The organism is Enterobacter genomosp. O, from assembly GCF_001022965.1.
In the GTDB taxonomy this organism is placed as follows: domain Bacteria; phylum Pseudomonadota; class Gammaproteobacteria; order Enterobacterales; family Enterobacteriaceae; genus Enterobacter; species Enterobacter cloacae_L.
The window spans coordinates 1-16,252 of sequence record NZ_LECZ01000023.1; the positions used below are offsets into that span (position 1 = coordinate 1).

Genomic DNA, 16,252 nt, shown 5'->3' on the forward strand with positions numbered 1-16,252 from the left:
CTCAGAAGTGAAACGCCGTAGCGCCGATGGTAGTGTGGGGTCTCCCCATGTGAGAGTAGGGAACTGCCAGGCATCAATTAGAAGAACCCCGTACCGTAAGGTGCGGGGTTTTTTGCTTTGCACGCCAGAAAACATGCCGGATGACGGCTTCGCCTTATCCGGCCTACAAAACCTGTAGGCCCGGTAAGCGCAGCGCCACCGGGCATGGCAGACCACACGATCCCGCGGTAAAGAGAAACAAGAATACTAAAGAAGGGATTTATAAATGCGGAAAAGCAAAAACCCAGCCATAGGCTGGGTTCTTTAAATAGTGGTGCCCGGACTCGGAATCGAACCAAGGACACGGGGATTTTCAATCCCCTGCTCTACCGACTGAGCTATCCGGGCAACGGAGCGCATTAAACCGCAATCACGCCCGATCGTCAACATTATTTCGGGAAAAGCTGTTCAACTGCTTAAGTTTGCGGCAATCTGTCCGCTTTCGCCGCGAAAATGCACAAATCTTCCAGACAGTACCTGTGTGATACGGCAATGCTGAGAGTAAGAGGAGGGCAGTATGAAGAATGACTGGCTTGAGCTGCGTCAGCATGCAGATACGGGTATTGAGACGATTAAAGCGCATTTCGAAGGGCATGCCTATGATCCACACTGGCACGATAGCTATCTGGTAGGGATAACCCTCTCCGGCACGCAGCAGTTTCACTGCCGTCGTGAGCGTCATCGTAGCCAGCCGGGTGATGCGTTTTTGCTTGAGCCCGGAGAGATCCACGACGGCGATGCGCCTGTAGAGGGCGGCTTTACCTATCTGACCTTCTATCTGGATGAGCACTGGCTCACCCGTGCGCTACAGGGGCTGTACGAATCTACTCCCGGGCATTATTCACTCCACTTTGCCCAAACGCTGACGCGTGAGCCGCAGCTGGTGCGCGCTATCGGTGAGACATTCTCTACTTTGCATAATGATGAGATGAAAATCCTTCAGCAGAGCACAATGGACAATCTGCTCTCCCGCATCACCGCCCATTGCCACTGGCATAAGAAGCTCCCGACTCAGTTACAAAGCGCTGCTGTGGCACATCGTGCACGCGACTACCTTTATGCCCATATCGGCGAGAATGTGGGGCTGTCAGACCTTGCGCGCGAGACGGGCACGGATCGCTTTACCCTGACGCGCTGTTTTAAGCGCGAGTTCAACCTGGCGCCACATGCATGGCTTATTCAGCTGCGTCTGGCAAAGGCCCGACAACTGCTGGCGCGCGGCGAGCTGCCCGTTGATGTGGCTGCGGCAGTGGGTTTTGCCGATCAAAGCCACCTGGGGCGTTGGTTTCAGCGGGCGTACCGTATCTCTCCGGCACACTACCGACGGTTGTGCACAAACCTTCCAGACGTTTCCAAAAAATAACGGCACATTCATGGCTCTAATAAAAAGGAGCCACCTGTGAGTTTGATACCCTTTCTGTTGTTCGCTTTTGTCGCCTCCATTACGCCGGGACCAACCAATATTCTGGTGCTGACGAACAGCCAGTACTTTGGCGTAAAAAATACCGTACCTGCTATTCTGGGCGGGTGTATCGCGGCCAGTGCGATCGTGCTGGTATCAGGTGCGGGCGCAGGGGAAGTGCTGCGTCAGTATCCTTTGATACGCCAGATAATGAGCTGGGCGGGCGTGCTGTGGCTAAGCTGGATGAGCTGGCAGCTGTTTAGCGCCCCGGCCGCCACTCTTTCCTCTCAAAGTCCTGTCCGGTTCACCGCTCTGGCGGCGGCGCTACTGCAGATCGTGAATCCGAAAACCTGGATGATGGCGCTGGCGGTCGTCAGCCTGTTTGCCCCGGCGGGCGACCATGCCTTGCGGGATATTGCGCTAATGGCGCTATGGTTTCTGCTGATCTCAATAGCCTGTTTGATGTGCTGGGCGTGGCTGGGTAAAGCGGTGAATCGAATTTTTCGCACCACCGTGGCGATGGTGCGATTTCAGCGTCTGATGGCGCTGTGTCTGCTCGTCTCCGCCTGGGCGGGCATGCTGGCCTAGGTCAGTGCTCCGCCCATACGGCACTGGGCAAAGCGCAGAATATCTTCCGCCAGGCGGTGCGCCGTATCCACATCGGCCTGGCTACGGTTCACCAGCATGCGGCTCAGGCAGCCCTCCAGCACCAGCTCCATCTGTTTAGCTACCATTGCCGGGTCATCCACTTCAAGCCGCGTCAGCAGCTCGTGGGTGAAGTCATGCGCCGCACGTTTTTGCTGATCCGCCAACTGGTGGATTGGATGTCCTGGATCCGGGAAGTATGTGCAGGCGGCGATGAACAGACAGCCCGGGTAGCGGTTGTTGCTGACGCATTCCGTCAGGGCGGTATAGCGCGCCAGCAGCTTTTGTTCCACGGTCAGTTCTTCATTCAGCATCAGCTGCCTGCGCCAGACGTCAACCTGCTGGCTGAGGTAGCGCAGGGCATCATAAAGCAGCGCCTCTTTATCTGGCCAGAAGCGCTTAAGTTCATCCAGGGGGTAATCGATACGGTCGGCTACCATCTCAAGCGTGGTGCTGGCTATCCCTTGAATCTCAAGTAATTGCAGGGCTTGTCCCAGTACGTCTTCGCGTTGCACGGTTATCTCCTCCGCTATTCCCAACGGTTTGTCCCGTCTAAAGTGTTGTTTACGGTTGGCGATTGCGCAAATGCGCGCTGAATGCCGCTGCATCCATAAACCCGGTTACACGCTGTTCTGGCTGCTCTTCACCCCGTTCATTAAAGAACAAAATGGTGGGCAGACCGAGAACGTTAAGCTGTTTCAGCAGGGCCTTATCCTGCGCATTGTTGGCGGTGACGTTCGCCTGAAGAAGCACCGTCTCTTTGAGTGCACGTTGCACCTGCGGATCGCTAAAGGTGTATTTTTCAAACTCTTTGCAGGCGACACACCAGTCGGCATAGAGATCTAGCATCACCGGTTTGCCTTTCGCCTCCGCCAGGGCACTGTTGAGTTCTTCCACGTTCTTTATCTGAGTGAAGTTCAGATGCGCCTGCGTCTGACCCACGGGTGAACCAAACGCCCAGTCCTGCAGCGGGCGTACGCTCACCAGCGCGGCGGCGAGCATGATCATTTGCACCAGACGCATCCACGGCCGTTTCGCTCCCAGACTGGTGATAAATGCCCAGCTGAAGAACGCTACACCGAGCATGGCCCACAGGCGCATACCCCAGACGTCCCCGAGGATACGCTCAAGGAGGAAGACCGGCAGCGCGAGGATGACAAAGCCAAACGCGGTTTTTACCGTCTCCATCCACGGGCCGCTCTTCGGCAGCAGGCGGTTGCCAAATACCGTCACCAGAATCAGCGGCAGACCCATGCCCAGCGCATAGAGATAAAGCGTGCCGCCCCCAAGCCACATGTTGCCGCTCTGGGCGATATAGAGCAGGATGGCGCTCAGCGGGGCGGTGGTGCAAGGGGAGCAAATTAATCCGGCGATGGCCCCCATCACAAATACGCCGCCTGCCGAACCACCCTGCTGGCGGTTACTCATCAGCGTTAAGCGAGTTTGCAGCGCAGACGATAGCTGCAGGGTAAACAGGCCAAACATCGACAGCGCCAGCAGGATGAAGACAATCGACAAGCCAATAAGCACGTAAGGATGCTGAAGCGCAGCCTGGAACTGTAGCCCGGCTGCGGCAACCACAAGGCCTAGGGCAGTGTAGGTCAACGCCATACCCTGCACGTAAATAAAGGCTAACAGCAGGGCGCGTGCGGTGGAAAGCCGTTGCTTACCTCCCAGCACGATACCAGAGATGAGCGGATACATCGGCAGCACGCACGGGGTAAAGGCAATGCCAATGCCAATCAGTAAGGCCCAGAGCGCTGAGAATGGCAGGTCTGACCCGGCTTCGCCTTCTCCCCTCACCCTGGCCCTCTCTCCAGAGGGGAGAGGGGAAACGGCAGCCGCTGCTTTCACTTCGCTGAGCGGAACAACCTTCGTTTCCGGCGGATAGCAGAATCCCGCGTCCGCGCATCCCTGATAGGTCACCGTCAGCGTCGCGCCTTTATTCGCCTGATTCACCGTGACGGGCACGCTTAAGCGCTGGCGGTAGATTTCACTCTTGCCGTAGAACTCGTCCTTATGCCACTCGCCTGCGGGCAGCTGTAATGCCCCCACGTTTGCCTGGGCAGGGGTAATGCTCACCTGCTTGCGATAAAGGTAGTAGCCCTCTTTCACCTGCCAGGTGAGGGTAAGGTCGTGCTGGTTTTGCTGAAAATCGAAAACAAACGCCTGGTCGGCAGGGATGAAGTTCGAACGGCCGGGCGCGTCAAACAACCCGGCAAATACCGATGTGCTGCACAGCAGCAGGATCAGCGTAAGGAAGCGTTGAGCCATGAGAGATAATCGTTATCGCCATGAACCACTGGCAGAACCAGCAGCTCCGGGGTTTGGTAAGGATGATGAGATTTGAGGCAGTCGAGGAGTGCCTGCTGATTCGCCAGATTGGTTTTGAGCAACATTTGCACTTCGTACTCTTGCTCCAGCTTGCCTTCCCAGTAATAAAGAGAGGTGGCACCGGGGAGGAGCGTCACGCAGGCGGCCAGTTTTTCAGCCAGCACTTTGGCGGCGAGATCCTGGGCAGAGGCTTCATCAGGGGCGGTACACAGTACGACAACAGCATCAGGCGTGTTCACAAGTCGACCTCCTCATCACGAAAGGCTTCACTATATCACGCAAGACAACAGGTCATTAATGAAACGGGCCGCAGAGCGGCCCGATTTTAACTATTTTTACAACCCTTAACGGTTTACAGCACCACGCCGCCAATGATAAAGCCGAGGATCACGCACAGTGAAATGGCGACCACGCCCGGGATCAGGAACGCATGGTTAAACACGTATTTACCGATGCGGGTTGAGCCGGTGTCATCCATCTCTACCGCTGCCAGCAGGGTTGGATAGGTAGGCAGCACGAACAGGGCAGAGACGGCAGCAAACGAGGCGATGGCGGTTAACGGCGTTACGCCCAGCATCAGTGCCGCAGGCATCAGCGCTTTGGTGGTCGCCGCCTGGGAGTAAAGCAGGGTCGCAGCGAAGAATAGCACGACCGCCAGCAGCCACGGGTAGTTGTGCAGCAGGTCGCCGGCGACGGTCTGGATGTCGCTAATGTGCGCTTTTACGAAGGTATCACCAAGCCACGCCACGCCGAGTACGCACACGCAGGCGCTCATGCCGGATTTGAAGGTGCTGGCGTTCAGCACTTCACTGGTGTCAATTTTACAGGTGATGCTAATCAGCGTCGCGATAGTCAGCATAAACACGACAATCGCTTCGTTACGCGGCAGTACCGGGTTCTGGATCAGACCGACGGTATCGCTGATCGCGGTCGCGTAGAACATGACGGCGACGATACCAATCAGGAACAGCAGCACGGAGCGTTTCGCGTGTGGCTTCAGTTCGAAGACCTGGCTACCGCGCAGGCTCACTTCACCCTTGGCAAGGCGTTCCTGATAGACCGGATCGTCTTTCAGCTCGGCACCGAGGAAGTTACACAGCACGGCGGTAATCATCACCGCAATCAGCGTGACCGGAATACAGATCGCCAGCAGCGTCAGGTAGCTCACGCCCATTGGCTCAAGGATACCGGCGAAGAACACCACTGCTGCGGAAATCGGCGAGGCGGTAATCGCAATCTGAGACGCCACCACCGCGATAGAGAGCGGACGAGACGGACGAATACCCTGTTCTTTCGCCACTTCCGTAATCACCGGCAGCGTGGAGAACGCGGTGTGACCCGTACCGGCGAGAATGGTCATAAACCAGGTGACCAGCGGGGCAAGGAAGGTAATGTATTTTGGATGGCGGCGCAGCATACGCTCCGCCAGGCTTACCAGATAGTCCATACCGCCTGCCACCTGCATGGCGGCGATAGCGGCAATAACTGCCATGATGATTTCAATAACGTCAAACGGGATTGCGCCGGGTTTAATCTGAAAGATAAGGGTAAGAACGAGCACCCCGAGACCGCCGGCAAAACCGATGCCGATACCCCCGAGTCTTGCTCCCAAATAAATCGCCAACAAGACGATGACGAGTTCTGCTCCAAACATAAGGACCTGCCTTGCTTATTAACAAGTTGATATTGAATTGTTGTATTTCGGTAACACCTAAAAAGAAAAAAGGCACGTCACAAGTGACGTGCCTTAAGAAGCCTAGCCTGAACGGTTACTGTTCGCTTTCATCGGTATATCGTTTCGCTTTATATGCCGGGTGCATCAGGTTCTGGGCCGAGAAGATATCGTCCAGCTCGGCTTCGGTCAACAGCCCGCGCTCCAGCACCACTTCACGTACGCTCTTACCGGTTTCGGCACAAATCTTACCGACGATGTCACCGTTGTGGTGACCGATGAACGGGTTGAGGTAGGTGACGATCCCGATGGAGTTATAGACATAACCCTCACAGACTTCTTTGTTTGCTGTGATGCCGTTAATGCATTTTTCCAGCAGGTTGTAGCAGGCGTTAGTCAGGATGTGGATGGATTCAAACATGGCCTGGCCAATCACTGGCTCCATCACGTTCAGCTGCAGCTGACCCGCTTCAGAGGCCATGGTCACGGTCGTATCGTTACCGATGACTTTGAAACAAACCTGATTCACCACTTCTGGCACCACCGGGTTCACTTTAGCCGGCATGATGGATGAACCGGCCTGCAGCTCTGGCAGGTTGATTTCATTCAGGCCAGCGCGCGGGCCGGAAGAGAGCAGGCGCAGGTCGTTACAGATTTTGGACAGTTTCACCGCCAGACGTTTCAGGGCGCTGTGTACCATGACGTAGGCACCGCAGTCTGAGGTGGCTTCAATCAGGTCTTCTGCAGGCACAACCGGCAGGTTAGAGACTTCAGCCAGCTTCTGTACCGCCAGCTGCTGATAGCCGTCCGGGGTGTTCAGGCGTGTACCGATGGCGGTTGCGCCCAGGTTCACTTCCAGCAGCAGCTCGGAGGTGCGCAGCAGGTTTTTGGTTTCTTCGTTCAGCAGCACGTTAAACGCGTGGAATTCCTGGCCGAGGGTCATTGGCACCGCGTCCTGCAACTGGGTACGGCCCATTTTCAGGATATCCTGGAACTCAACCGCTTTACGCTGGAAGCCATCGCCCAGCTGGTTGATCGCGTCCACCAGCTTCACCACAGAGGCGTACACCGCGATACGGAAGCCGGTAGGGTAGGCGTCGTTGGTGGACTGGCATTTGTTCACGTGGTCGTTCGGGTTCAGGTACTGGTATTCACCTTTCTGGTGACCCATCAGCTCCAGGCCGATGTTTGCCAGTACTTCGTTGGTATTCATGTTGACGGAGGTACCCGCGCCGCCCTGATAGACGTCAACCGGGAACTGATCCATGCATTTGCCGTTGTTCAGCACTTCATCGCAGGCTGCGATAATCGCATTTGCCGCGCTTTTAGGAATGGTTTGCAGCTCTTTGTTGGCCAGTGCTGCGGCTTTCTTCACCATCACCATGCCACGGACAAACTCAGGGATGTCGCTGATTTTGCTGTTGCTGATGTAGAAGTTTTCAATCGCTCTCAGAGTGTGGACACCGTAGTAGGCATCCGCTGGAACTTCCCTGGTACCCAACAAGTCTTCTTCGATACGAATGTTGTTTAACATGTGAACCTTCTTTTCAAGCTGCCGATGGATTGTACTAAACACACAGTATTTATGTGGTTTTGAATATTTTCTGGCCGACGATTATTCCCTCAATCAGCCAGATGCCCGAGATCATATGCTGATGATAGCGAATTGCCGTAAGCTGGATCACTTATTATCGACCCGATTCCATGATAATTATTAATCTGTGAAATGAGTCACCGCTTTAATATTTCCAAAAAAAATATCCGTGCAAACTGATTGAATTTTCGCTAACCGTCACCATCTCATACAAACGCGCGTCGCGAACACATTCAGACAGGGGCCCGAGGGCACCTGCCACACAGGAGATGCCAGTGCGCTGGATACCGTTTATTGCTTTCTTTCTCTATGTTTACATCGAGATTTCCATTTTCATTCAGGTTGCCCACGTGCTGGGCGTCCTGCTGACGCTGATTCTGGTGATTTTCACCTCCGTCATCGGCATGTCGCTGGTGCGTAATCAGGGTTTCAAAAATTTCCTGATAATGCAGCAGAAGATGGCTGCAGGCGAAAGTCCGGCAGCAGAGATGATCAAAAGCGTCTCGCTGATTATCGCAGGGCTGCTGCTGATTTTGCCGGGCTTTTTCACCGACTTCCTCGGCCTTCTGCTTCTTCTGCCGCCGGTGCAAAAACACCTGACCATGAAGCTGCTGCCGCATCTGCGCTTTAGCCGTATGCCGGGCGGTGGTTTTAGTACCGGGCCAGGCGATACGTTTGAAGGGGAGTATCAGCGTAAGGATGAACAGCACGACCGGTTAGATCATAAAGACGATCGGTGATGTTATTGCCCGGTGGCGCTTCGCTTACCGGGCCTACGGATTCTGCTGTTTCGGTAAAAACAGCCACAGCCCTGCCAGCATGACAATAGCGTACAGACTCTTCCCTCCCACCATCGCCAGCAGCAGCAGGCAAAGCACGCCCCCAACGACCGCCAGGGCTTTATAGCGACCTTTCAGCAGACGGCAGCCCGCGAGCATACACAGCAGATAGATCATGATGAAAATGCCGTTGGCGTAGACGATCAGCGCATCCAGATTGATCTTCAGCGCGTGAATACACAGCGTACTCAGCACGCAGCAGCCCAGTACGGCATTCAGGGCGTTCAAGGGGAGCTGACGTTTAGACAGGCGCGCAAGGCGGCTCTCGGGCCTATAGCGCGCCTGAGACCACACCAGACGGGCAAAGCTCTGGATATAAATATTCAGACTGGCAAAGCAGGCCAGATAGCCGATGACGCAGGCAACCCATAGCGCTTTCACTCCAAACAGCTGCACCACAATGCCGGGGAGCGAAGCGGCGGCCGCTTTATCCGCGGCGAAGGCGTTGAAGTGTAACACCAGCACGGTACATGCCCAGTAAACCGTACCTGCCAGCAGCAGGCCAATCATCAGCGCGCGCGGGAAATCGCGTTCAGGCTGCTTAAATTCCGAGGCCAGATGAGCAAAGGCTTCCAGGCCCACAAAACACCAGAACATGACGGAGAGCGCGGCGAAAAGCTGTGAATGGTCGACGTCTGTTACCGCCGGGAAGGGAATGTCTTTCAGCGTGATATCACCCGCCCACCAGATGACGGCAATCAGGGCAATAATCAATACCGCAACCAGCGTTTGCAGATTCGCGCTCGAGCTGGCGCCGCGAGAGCCTACCCACCAGACGATAGCCAGCGTACCCAGTTCGGCCAGCAGCAACTGCTCGTCATGCCAGCCAAACAGTGCCTGACCAAAGCCGGTCGCAATATGCAGCGCCGCAGGGAGGCCAACCGGAATAACGGAGAGAAACAGCCAGCCGGTCACACGCTCCAGCCGCGGGCCAAAGGCCAGCCCGACAAAATGCGCCACGCCGCCCGCGCTGGGGAAATGCCGTCCCAGGATGGCAAACACAATGGCTATCGGGAAAACCAGCACAATCAGCACCGGCCACGCCCACAGGCTGTTATTTCCTGCCACCAGTGCCGCCAGTGCGGGTACGGCAAACACGCCCGTCCCTAACAAGGAGGTTGAGAGCAGGCCAACGCCTTGCGCCAGCCCCAACTCCTGCTTGAGTCCACTCATTGACATCGCCCTGCCACTACCAAAAGAGAGGCGATGGTAACACTTTCGCAAATTTTTTTTTCAACTCCCCCTTGAAGGGGTAAAAAGCTATCCCCATCTCTCAGGGCACTAGTCGGAAAACCGCTTGCGGGCCGGCGTCATCCATAACTGATAATGACTTTCTCAAAGGAGAGCTATCAATGAGTATTCGTCCGTTACATGATCGTGTGATCGTCAAACGTAAAGAAGTTGAAACCAAGTCTGCTGGCGGCATCGTTCTGACCGGTTCTGCAGCAGCCAAATCAACGCGTGGCGAAATCATCGCTGTCGGTAAGGGCCGCATCCTGGAAAACGGAACTGTGCAGCCACTGGACGTTAAAGTTGGTGACATCGTAATTTTCAACGATGGCTACGGCGTGAAATCCGAGAAGATCGACAATGAAGAAGTGTTGATCATGTCCGAGAGCGACATTCTGGCAATTGTTGAAGCGTAATTTACGCACGAGAATTTGAGGAAATAAGAACATGGCAGCTAAAGACGTAAAATTCGGTAACGACGCTCGTGTAAAAATGCTCCGCGGCGTAAACGTACTGGCAGATGCAGTTAAAGTGACCCTGGGCCCGAAAGGCCGTAACGTAGTGCTGGATAAATCCTTCGGCGCGCCAACCATCACCAAAGATGGTGTTTCTGTAGCACGTGAAATCGAGCTGGAAGACAAGTTCGAAAACATGGGTGCGCAGATGGTGAAAGAAGTTGCCTCTAAAGCGAACGACGCTGCAGGCGACGGTACCACCACCGCGACCGTACTGGCGCAGGCGATCATCACCGAAGGTCTGAAAGCCGTTGCTGCGGGCATGAACCCAATGGATCTGAAACGTGGTATCGACAAAGCTGTCACTGCCGCTGTTGAAGAACTGAAAGCGCTGTCCGTACCGTGCTCTGACTCTAAAGCGATTGCTCAGGTTGGTACTATCTCCGCTAACTCCGACGAAACCGTAGGTAAACTGATCGCGGAAGCGATGGACAAAGTCGGTAAAGAAGGCGTGATCACCGTTGAAGACGGTACCGGTCTGGAAGACGAACTCGACGTGGTTGAAGGTATGCAGTTCGACCGCGGTTACCTGTCCCCATACTTCATCAACAAGCCAGAAACTGGCGCTGTTGAGCTGGAAAGCCCGTTCATTCTGCTGGCTGACAAGAAAATCTCCAACATCCGCGAAATGCTGCCAGTTCTGGAAGCCGTTGCAAAAGCAGGCAAACCGCTGGTTATCATCGCTGAAGACGTTGAAGGCGAAGCGCTGGCAACGCTGGTGGTTAACACCATGCGCGGCATTGTGAAAGTGGCTGCGGTTAAAGCACCTGGCTTCGGCGATCGCCGTAAAGCGATGCTGCAGGATATCGCTACCCTGACTGGCGGTACCGTGATCTCTGAAGAGATCGGTATGGAGCTGGAAAAAGCGACCCTGGAAGACCTGGGCCAGGCGAAACGCGTTGTGATCAACAAAGACACCACCACCATCATCGATGGCGTGGGTGAAGAAGCTGCTATTCAGGGCCGCGTTGGTCAGATCCGTAAGCAGATCGAAGAAGCAACTTCTGATTACGACCGTGAAAAACTGCAGGAGCGCGTAGCGAAACTGGCAGGCGGCGTTGCGGTAATCAAAGTTGGTGCTGCGACTGAAGTTGAAATGAAAGAGAAAAAAGCACGCGTTGACGATGCGCTGCACGCGACCCGTGCTGCGGTAGAAGAAGGCGTGGTTGCTGGTGGTGGTGTTGCGCTGGTGCGTGTTGCCGCTAAACTGGCTGGCCTGACCGCGCAGAACGAAGATCAGAACGTGGGTATCAAAGTTGCGCTGCGCGCAATGGAAGCACCTCTGCGTCAGATCGTATCCAACGCCGGTGAAGAGCCATCTGTTGTGACCAACAACGTGAAAGCGGGCGAAGGTAACTACGGTTACAACGCGGCAACGGAAGAATACGGCAACATGATCGACTTCGGTATCCTGGACCCAACTAAAGTGACCCGTTCTGCTCTGCAGTACGCGGCATCTGTAGCTGGCCTGATGATCACTACCGAGTGCATGGTAACCGACCTGCCTAAAGGCGATGCTCCTGACTTAGGTGCTGCTGGCATGGGCGGCATGGGTGGTATGGGCGGCATGATGTAATCGTGCGCTTTACCGCTTAGAATGTGAAAAACCCCCGGGCAGAAATGCTCGGGGGTTTTTCTTTTGGTCATCTTTTAGGTATAAGATTTACACACGGACAACTACTGTCCAGCTTATTGAAAACGAGGAATAACATGCGCGTAAAAGTCTGTGCAGGGATCGTAGGAGCAGCATTGCTGCTGGCGGGTTGTAGCTCCAGCAATGAGCTGTCGGCAGCGGGCCAGGGTGTTCGCTTTGTGGAAGATAAGCCGGGCAGCGAATGCCAGCTGTTAGGCACGGCCTCCGGTGAGCAAAGTAACTGGATGTCGGGTCAGCATGGCGAAGAAGGTGGCTCTATGCGCGGTGCGGCGAATGCCCTGCGTAACCAGGCTGCGGCAATGGGCGGTAACGTAATTTACGGCGTGAGCAGCCCAACGCAGGGAATGCTGTCCAGCTTCGTGCCGACCGCCAGCCAGATGAACGGCCAGGTCTATAAGTGCCCGAACTGAGTTAATTTGCTGATGGCGCTGCGCCCGGACCCCGTAGGGCAGGTAAGCGTAGCGCCACCTGCCTTCTAGCACTGCCGCAGCTGCAAATCCAGCGGCGTCTTGCTCGGCTCACCGCCAATCTCACGTGCCAGCTTCGGCACCATATAGCCTGAAACCAGCGTTAACAGTTCGCGCACGATCTGCCGGGCTTCTTCATCCGTCACCATGAAATGGGCCGCGCCCTGAACGCGATCCAGCACGTGCAGGTAATAGGGCATCACGCCCGCATCAAACAGCGCATTGCTCAGGTCAGCCAGCACGCGGGCGCTATCGTTTACGCCACGCAGCAGCACGCTCTGGTTCAGCAGCGTCACGCCCGCGTTACGCAAACGCGCCATCGCCGCGCGAAAATCATCGCCAATTTCGTTCGCGTGGTTAATGTGGTTCACCAGCAGCACCTGCAGTCGAGACTGCTCCAGGCGCGATACCAGGCCGTCAGTGATACGCGCCGGAATGACAATCGGTAAACGGCTGTGAATGCGCAGACGCTTAATGTGCGGGATGGCTTCAAGCTGAGTCAGCAGCCAGTCCAGCTCGTGATCTTTCGCCATCAGCGGGTCGCCGCCGGAAAAAATGATCTCATCCAGCTCCGGATGGGCGACGATATAGTCCAGCGCGACCTGCCAGTTGCGTTTATTGCCCTGGTTTTCGGCATACGGGAAGTGCCGACGGAAGCAATAACGACAATTTACCGCACAACCGCCTTTTACCAGCAGCAGGGCACGGTTGAGATACTTGTGCAGTAAACCCGGCACCACGCTGTTCTGCTCTTCAAGAGGATCGGTGCTATATCCCGGCGCAGTAATGAACTCATCCTGCGAAGTAAGCATTTGTTTTAATAAAGGATCGTCAGGATTTCCTTTCTCCATTCTGGCAACAAACGCGCGGGGAACACGCAGGGCAAAGAGGCGCTTCGCCTCCCGGCCTGCAAGCAACTCTGGGTGCTGATCGAGGTCTAAAAGACGCAGCAATTCATCAGGACTGGTGATTACATCGGCAAGTTGCGATAACCAATCTTCTCTGGACGGGGTGTTTAGGGTTACAATATGCGCCATTTTGTGGCTTAGCTACCAGTTAACAAATTTAGAGGGCCTTATGGCAACGTACTATAGCAACGATTTTCGTGCTGGTCTTAAAATCATGATGGACGGCGAACCGTACGCGGTTGAAGCCAGCGAATTCGTTAAACCAGGTAAAGGCCAGGCATTCGCACGCGTTAAGCTGCGCCGCCTGCTGACCGGTACCCGTGTTGAGAAAACCTTCAAGTCTACTGACTCCGCTGAAGGCGCTGATGTTGTTGATATGAACCTGACCTATCTGTACAACGACGGCGAGTTCTATCATTTCATGAACAACTCCACTTTCGAACAGCTGTCTGCTGATGAGAAAGCGGTAGGTGACAGCGCTAAATGGCTGCTGGATCAGGCCGAGTGCATCGTGACCCTGTGGAACGGCCAGCCTATCGCTGTGACCCCACCAAACTTCGTAGAGCTGGAAATCGTGGAAACCGACCCAGGTCTGAAAGGTGACACCGCAGGTACTGGCGGTAAGCCAGCCAAACTGTCCACCGGTGCAGTGGTTAAAGTTCCGCTGTTCGTACAGACTGGCGAAGTGATCAAAGTGGATACCCGCTCCGGCGAATACGTATCACGCGTGAAGTAATAGTCAGGGCGCAGCGCCCGCTGCGCCTGATTTTTGCAGGCAGGGATGATGAAACGTACCGTTAAAATTCTGCTTCTGTTAGCGCTCTCCAGCGCAATGCTTTCCGGGTGTAACACCGCGCGCGGCGTAGGTGAAGATATCCAGGATCTCGGCCATATCATTTCTCACGCTGCCAGCTAACACCGTCTAATTTTCCTAAAAATGCTTCCTTTTCCGTCAAACGACGGGATCTTGTCTATTCTTAAGTTGCTATACACAAAACAACTTTGGCTATAAAAGGAAGATATTATGGTTAAGAAAACAATTGCAGCGATCTTTTCTGTTCTCGTACTTTCCACAGTGTTGACTGCATGTAATACCACCCGCGGCGTAGGGGAAGATATCTCCGACGGTGGTAATGCTATTTCTGGTGCAGCAACGAAAGCCCAGAACTAAAAGTATGGACGGTACGGCACGACACTTTCACCGTACCGTCAATTCTCGACTTCCTGCAGGGATAAAAACGGGGAGAAACGCGTATCCATATGCAGTTTCATGCGGATATTGCGCTTATAGGTATAGACCGTTTTTCCGTTGATACTCAGGTAAGCGGCAATCTTCTGATTGCTCGCGCCATCCATCCACAATGTCAGCACTTTCTCTTCCTGTCGGGTCAGCAACGGGGCGGCCACCGTTGGCCTGTCAGCGCCTGTGCGCGAGAGCAACGCGTCGTTGATCGCCGTGGCCACTTCTTCAAGAGTGGCGTTTTTCAGTAACGACGACCAAACCGGGAACTGCCCGAGCCAGTCTGTCAGGCCGCTGTCCTCTCCCGACTGCAATAAAATAAACGGCAATCGTTCACTGGCGTTAAGCAAGGAAGAGAGCTGCTGAAAATGGTGGATATCCTGCCTGAAGCCGTACAGGTCAGCGATAACCAGCGTGGGTTTCCATTGCAGAATATGCTCTCTGGCAAGGAACAGATTATTCAGCCCGGTCACAACGTAGTGTCCCGGGAACAAACCGGAATGATTGAGCCATGCTTCAAACCCCGTTCGGGTGAAGTGACAACGGTCAATCAAAAGAATTTTGAACATATTTTATTCGCAGTCGGCTAGTGGTTTGGCTTCCTGCCATCAGAAAGCACATCATCATAGAGAAGTCGGATGAGTGCTAAATGCCGGAACTACGCGCCTTACTGCGGCTATTTCTTGCCTTAACGTGTTCAGCAGAAAGGGATTGAAAAAAAATCGCACGTTAACCACAATATAGGGCGTAATCTCTGCCTTACGGGACGACCCGTAAGCGTTTCTTTCACCGGGGACGGCCCCAACTTGTATTAAGTTAAGGAGCCTGAAATGTCCTGGATCGTTCTTTTTATTGCCGGCCTGCTCGAAGTAGTTTGGGCGATTGGTCTCAAATACACCCACGGCTTTACCCGCCTGACCCCCAGCGTCATTACCGTCACCGCGATGATAGTGAGTATTGTTCTGTTGTCATGGGCGATGCGATCTCTGCCTGTCGGAACGGCTTATGCCGTCTGGACGGGCATTGGTGCGGTGGGGGCTGCCATCACGGGCATTCTGCTGCTGGGAGAGTCCGCGAGTCTGGCGCGTATCGCCAGCCTCGCGCTGATTGTGGCCGGAATCATTGGGCTGAAGCTCAGCACCCACTAATGGGGTTGTTCTATCCAGATGAGTTTTGACACATCAAACCCTTGCCGGGTCGCGACGTCCAGCATCTGCTGTTTCATCTCTGACGAAATAGTTGGCGTGCGGGAGAGTATCCACAGGTAGTCGCGATCCGGCCCGCAGACCAGCGCGTGACGGTACTCTCTGTCGAGTGCGATCACGTTATAGCCGCCATAAAACGGGCCAAAGAAAGAGACTTTGAGCGCGGCCCGTCGCGGGTCGCCGGTGAAGTAGGCCTTCCCAACCGACTGTTGCCACATCTCCCTGTCGGGATTATATCCCCGGTTGATCACCTGAATACCACCATCATCCATCGGGCTGTAATGTGCAGTGACCTTCTCTAAGCCCTGCTCAAACCGGTGGTCGAGGCGCGCGATTTCATACCATGTTCCGAGGAAGCGTTGTGCATCGAAAGGCGTGACGACGGTAACGCCAGGTGGTGGGGTAGGGGAACTGCAGGCAACCACTAAAAACGCGGCTGTCACCGCGGCGATAACAGGCAGAATGCGCATAGGAGTTTCCTTACTGTTTTTTGTTAAGTGTAGATGAC

Annotated in this window: 19 protein-coding genes and 1 tRNA gene; 10 read left to right on the top strand and 10 right to left on the bottom strand. The window is 54.7% G+C overall.

The annotated features are described in order from the left end of the window. Nucleotides 1-311 precede the first annotated feature (311 nt). Nucleotides 312-387: transfer RNA gene (locus ABR39_RS05365), tRNA-Phe, on the bottom strand. Nucleotides 388-556: 169 nt separating this feature from the next. Between ABR39_RS05365 and ABR39_RS05370 the strand changes: the two genes are divergently transcribed. Further along, nucleotides 557-1,402 (top strand): AraC family transcriptional regulator, encoded by an 846-nt coding sequence (locus ABR39_RS05370; protein WP_047346096.1) that lies wholly within the window; start codon nt 557-559, stop codon nt 1,400-1,402. Between the two features lie 36 nt (nt 1,403-1,438). Further along, entirely contained in the window at nt 1,439-2,029 is a 591-nt protein-coding gene (locus tag ABR39_RS05375; RefSeq protein ID WP_047346097.1) for a LysE family translocator, read from the top strand. Here ABR39_RS05375 and ABR39_RS05380 read toward each other — a convergent pair. The 5 genes from ABR39_RS05380 to aspA form a co-directional block, all read right to left on the bottom strand. After that, nucleotides 2,026-2,601 carry a transcriptional regulator gene (locus tag ABR39_RS05380; protein ID WP_047346098.1) on the bottom strand — a complete coding sequence of 192 codons (576 nt, stop codon included), beginning with the start codon at nt 2,599-2,601 and terminating at the stop codon, nt 2,026-2,028. The two genes, ABR39_RS05375 and ABR39_RS05380, sit on opposite strands and share 4 nt — an antisense overlap. Before the next feature lie 49 nt (nt 2,602-2,650). Beyond that, a complete protein-coding gene (locus ABR39_RS05385) occupies nt 2,651-4,360 on the bottom strand; it encodes a protein-disulfide reductase DsbD (protein ID WP_047346099.1) in 1,710 nt (569 codons plus the stop codon). Next, the gene (gene cutA / locus ABR39_RS05390) at nt 4,336-4,659 is read right to left on the bottom strand and encodes a divalent cation tolerance protein CutA (RefSeq protein ID WP_014168278.1); all 324 of its coding nucleotides are present in this window, start codon (nt 4,657-4,659) and stop codon (nt 4,336-4,338) included. Before cutA ends, ABR39_RS05385 begins: the two co-directional genes overlap by 25 nt. Before the next feature lie 113 nt (nt 4,660-4,772). Further along, nucleotides 4,773-6,074, bottom strand: coding sequence for an anaerobic C4-dicarboxylate transporter (locus ABR39_RS05395; RefSeq protein WP_024907357.1), 1,302 nt, complete (start codon nt 6,072-6,074; stop codon nt 4,773-4,775). A gap of 115 nt (nt 6,075-6,189) precedes the next feature. Continuing rightward, the gene (aspA, locus tag ABR39_RS05400) at nt 6,190-7,626 is read right to left on the bottom strand and encodes an aspartate ammonia-lyase (protein WP_003855923.1); all 1,437 of its coding nucleotides are present in this window, start codon (nt 7,624-7,626) and stop codon (nt 6,190-6,192) included. Between the two features lie 335 nt (nt 7,627-7,961). Here aspA and ABR39_RS05405 point away from each other — a divergent pair, with 335 nt between their 5' ends. After that, nucleotides 7,962-8,426: an FxsA family protein gene (locus ABR39_RS05405; RefSeq protein WP_025758222.1), complete on the top strand. Its 465-nt coding sequence runs from the start codon at nt 7,962-7,964 to the stop codon at nt 8,424-8,426. A gap of 33 nt (nt 8,427-8,459) precedes the next feature. Here the strand turns inward: ABR39_RS05405 and yjeH are convergent, their stop codons facing one another. Continuing rightward, entirely contained in the window at nt 8,460-9,698 is a 1,239-nt protein-coding gene (gene yjeH, locus ABR39_RS05410; protein ID WP_047346100.1) for an L-methionine/branched-chain amino acid transporter, read from the bottom strand. A gap of 179 nt (nt 9,699-9,877) precedes the next feature. Here yjeH and ABR39_RS05415 point away from each other — a divergent pair, with 179 nt between their 5' ends. The 3 genes from ABR39_RS05415 (at nt 9,878) to ABR39_RS05425 (ending at nt 12,334) form a co-directional block, all read left to right on the top strand. Next, entirely contained in the window at nt 9,878-10,171 is a 294-nt protein-coding gene (locus tag ABR39_RS05415) for a co-chaperone GroES (protein WP_003855929.1), read from the top strand. A 31-nt stretch (nt 10,172-10,202) separates the two neighbouring features. Then, nucleotides 10,203-11,846, top strand: a complete 1,644-nt coding sequence (groL, locus tag ABR39_RS05420; protein ID WP_029742112.1) for a chaperonin GroEL — start codon at nt 10,203-10,205, stop codon at nt 11,844-11,846. Nucleotides 11,847-11,980: 134 nt separating this feature from the next. After that, on the top strand, nt 11,981-12,334 hold the full coding sequence (locus ABR39_RS05425; RefSeq protein ID WP_047346101.1) for a DUF4156 domain-containing protein: 354 nt from the start codon (nt 11,981-11,983) through the stop codon (nt 12,332-12,334). A gap of 65 nt (nt 12,335-12,399) precedes the next feature. Here ABR39_RS05425 and epmB read toward each other — a convergent pair whose 3' ends face one another. Next, nucleotides 12,400-13,428 (bottom strand): EF-P beta-lysylation protein EpmB, encoded by a 1,029-nt coding sequence (gene epmB, locus ABR39_RS05430; RefSeq protein WP_047346102.1) that lies wholly within the window; start codon nt 13,426-13,428, stop codon nt 12,400-12,402. Between the two features lie 40 nt (nt 13,429-13,468). Here epmB and efp point away from each other — a divergent pair, with 40 nt between their 5' ends. The 3 genes from efp (at nt 13,469) to ecnB (ending at nt 14,470) form a co-directional block, all read left to right on the top strand. Beyond that, nucleotides 13,469-14,035, top strand: a complete 567-nt coding sequence (gene efp / locus ABR39_RS05435; RefSeq protein WP_010427766.1) for an elongation factor P — start codon at nt 13,469-13,471, stop codon at nt 14,033-14,035. A 48-nt stretch (nt 14,036-14,083) separates the two neighbouring features. Beyond that, entirely contained in the window at nt 14,084-14,215 is a 132-nt protein-coding gene (locus ABR39_RS05440) for an entericidin A/B family lipoprotein (RefSeq protein ID WP_047346103.1), read from the top strand. Nucleotides 14,216-14,323: 108 nt separating this feature from the next. Continuing rightward, the gene (gene ecnB / locus ABR39_RS05445) at nt 14,324-14,470 is read left to right on the top strand and encodes a lipoprotein toxin entericidin B (RefSeq protein WP_047346104.1); all 147 of its coding nucleotides are present in this window, start codon (nt 14,324-14,326) and stop codon (nt 14,468-14,470) included. Between the two features lie 38 nt (nt 14,471-14,508). Here the strand turns inward: ecnB and ABR39_RS05450 are convergent, their stop codons facing one another. Beyond that, entirely contained in the window at nt 14,509-15,108 is a 600-nt protein-coding gene (locus ABR39_RS05450; protein WP_047346105.1) for a helix-turn-helix transcriptional regulator, read from the bottom strand. Nucleotides 15,109-15,369: 261 nt separating this feature from the next. Between ABR39_RS05450 and sugE the strand changes: the two genes are divergently transcribed. Then, entirely contained in the window at nt 15,370-15,687 is a 318-nt protein-coding gene (sugE, locus tag ABR39_RS05455) for a quaternary ammonium compound efflux SMR transporter SugE (protein ID WP_047346106.1), read from the top strand. On the opposite strand, the gene ABR39_RS05460 is transcribed toward sugE, so the two are convergent. Then, on the bottom strand, nt 15,684-16,214 hold the full coding sequence (locus ABR39_RS05460) for a lipocalin family protein (RefSeq protein WP_047346107.1): 531 nt from the start codon (nt 16,212-16,214) through the stop codon (nt 15,684-15,686). The genes sugE and ABR39_RS05460 overlap by 4 nt on opposite strands. Nucleotides 16,215-16,252 lie beyond the last annotated feature (38 nt).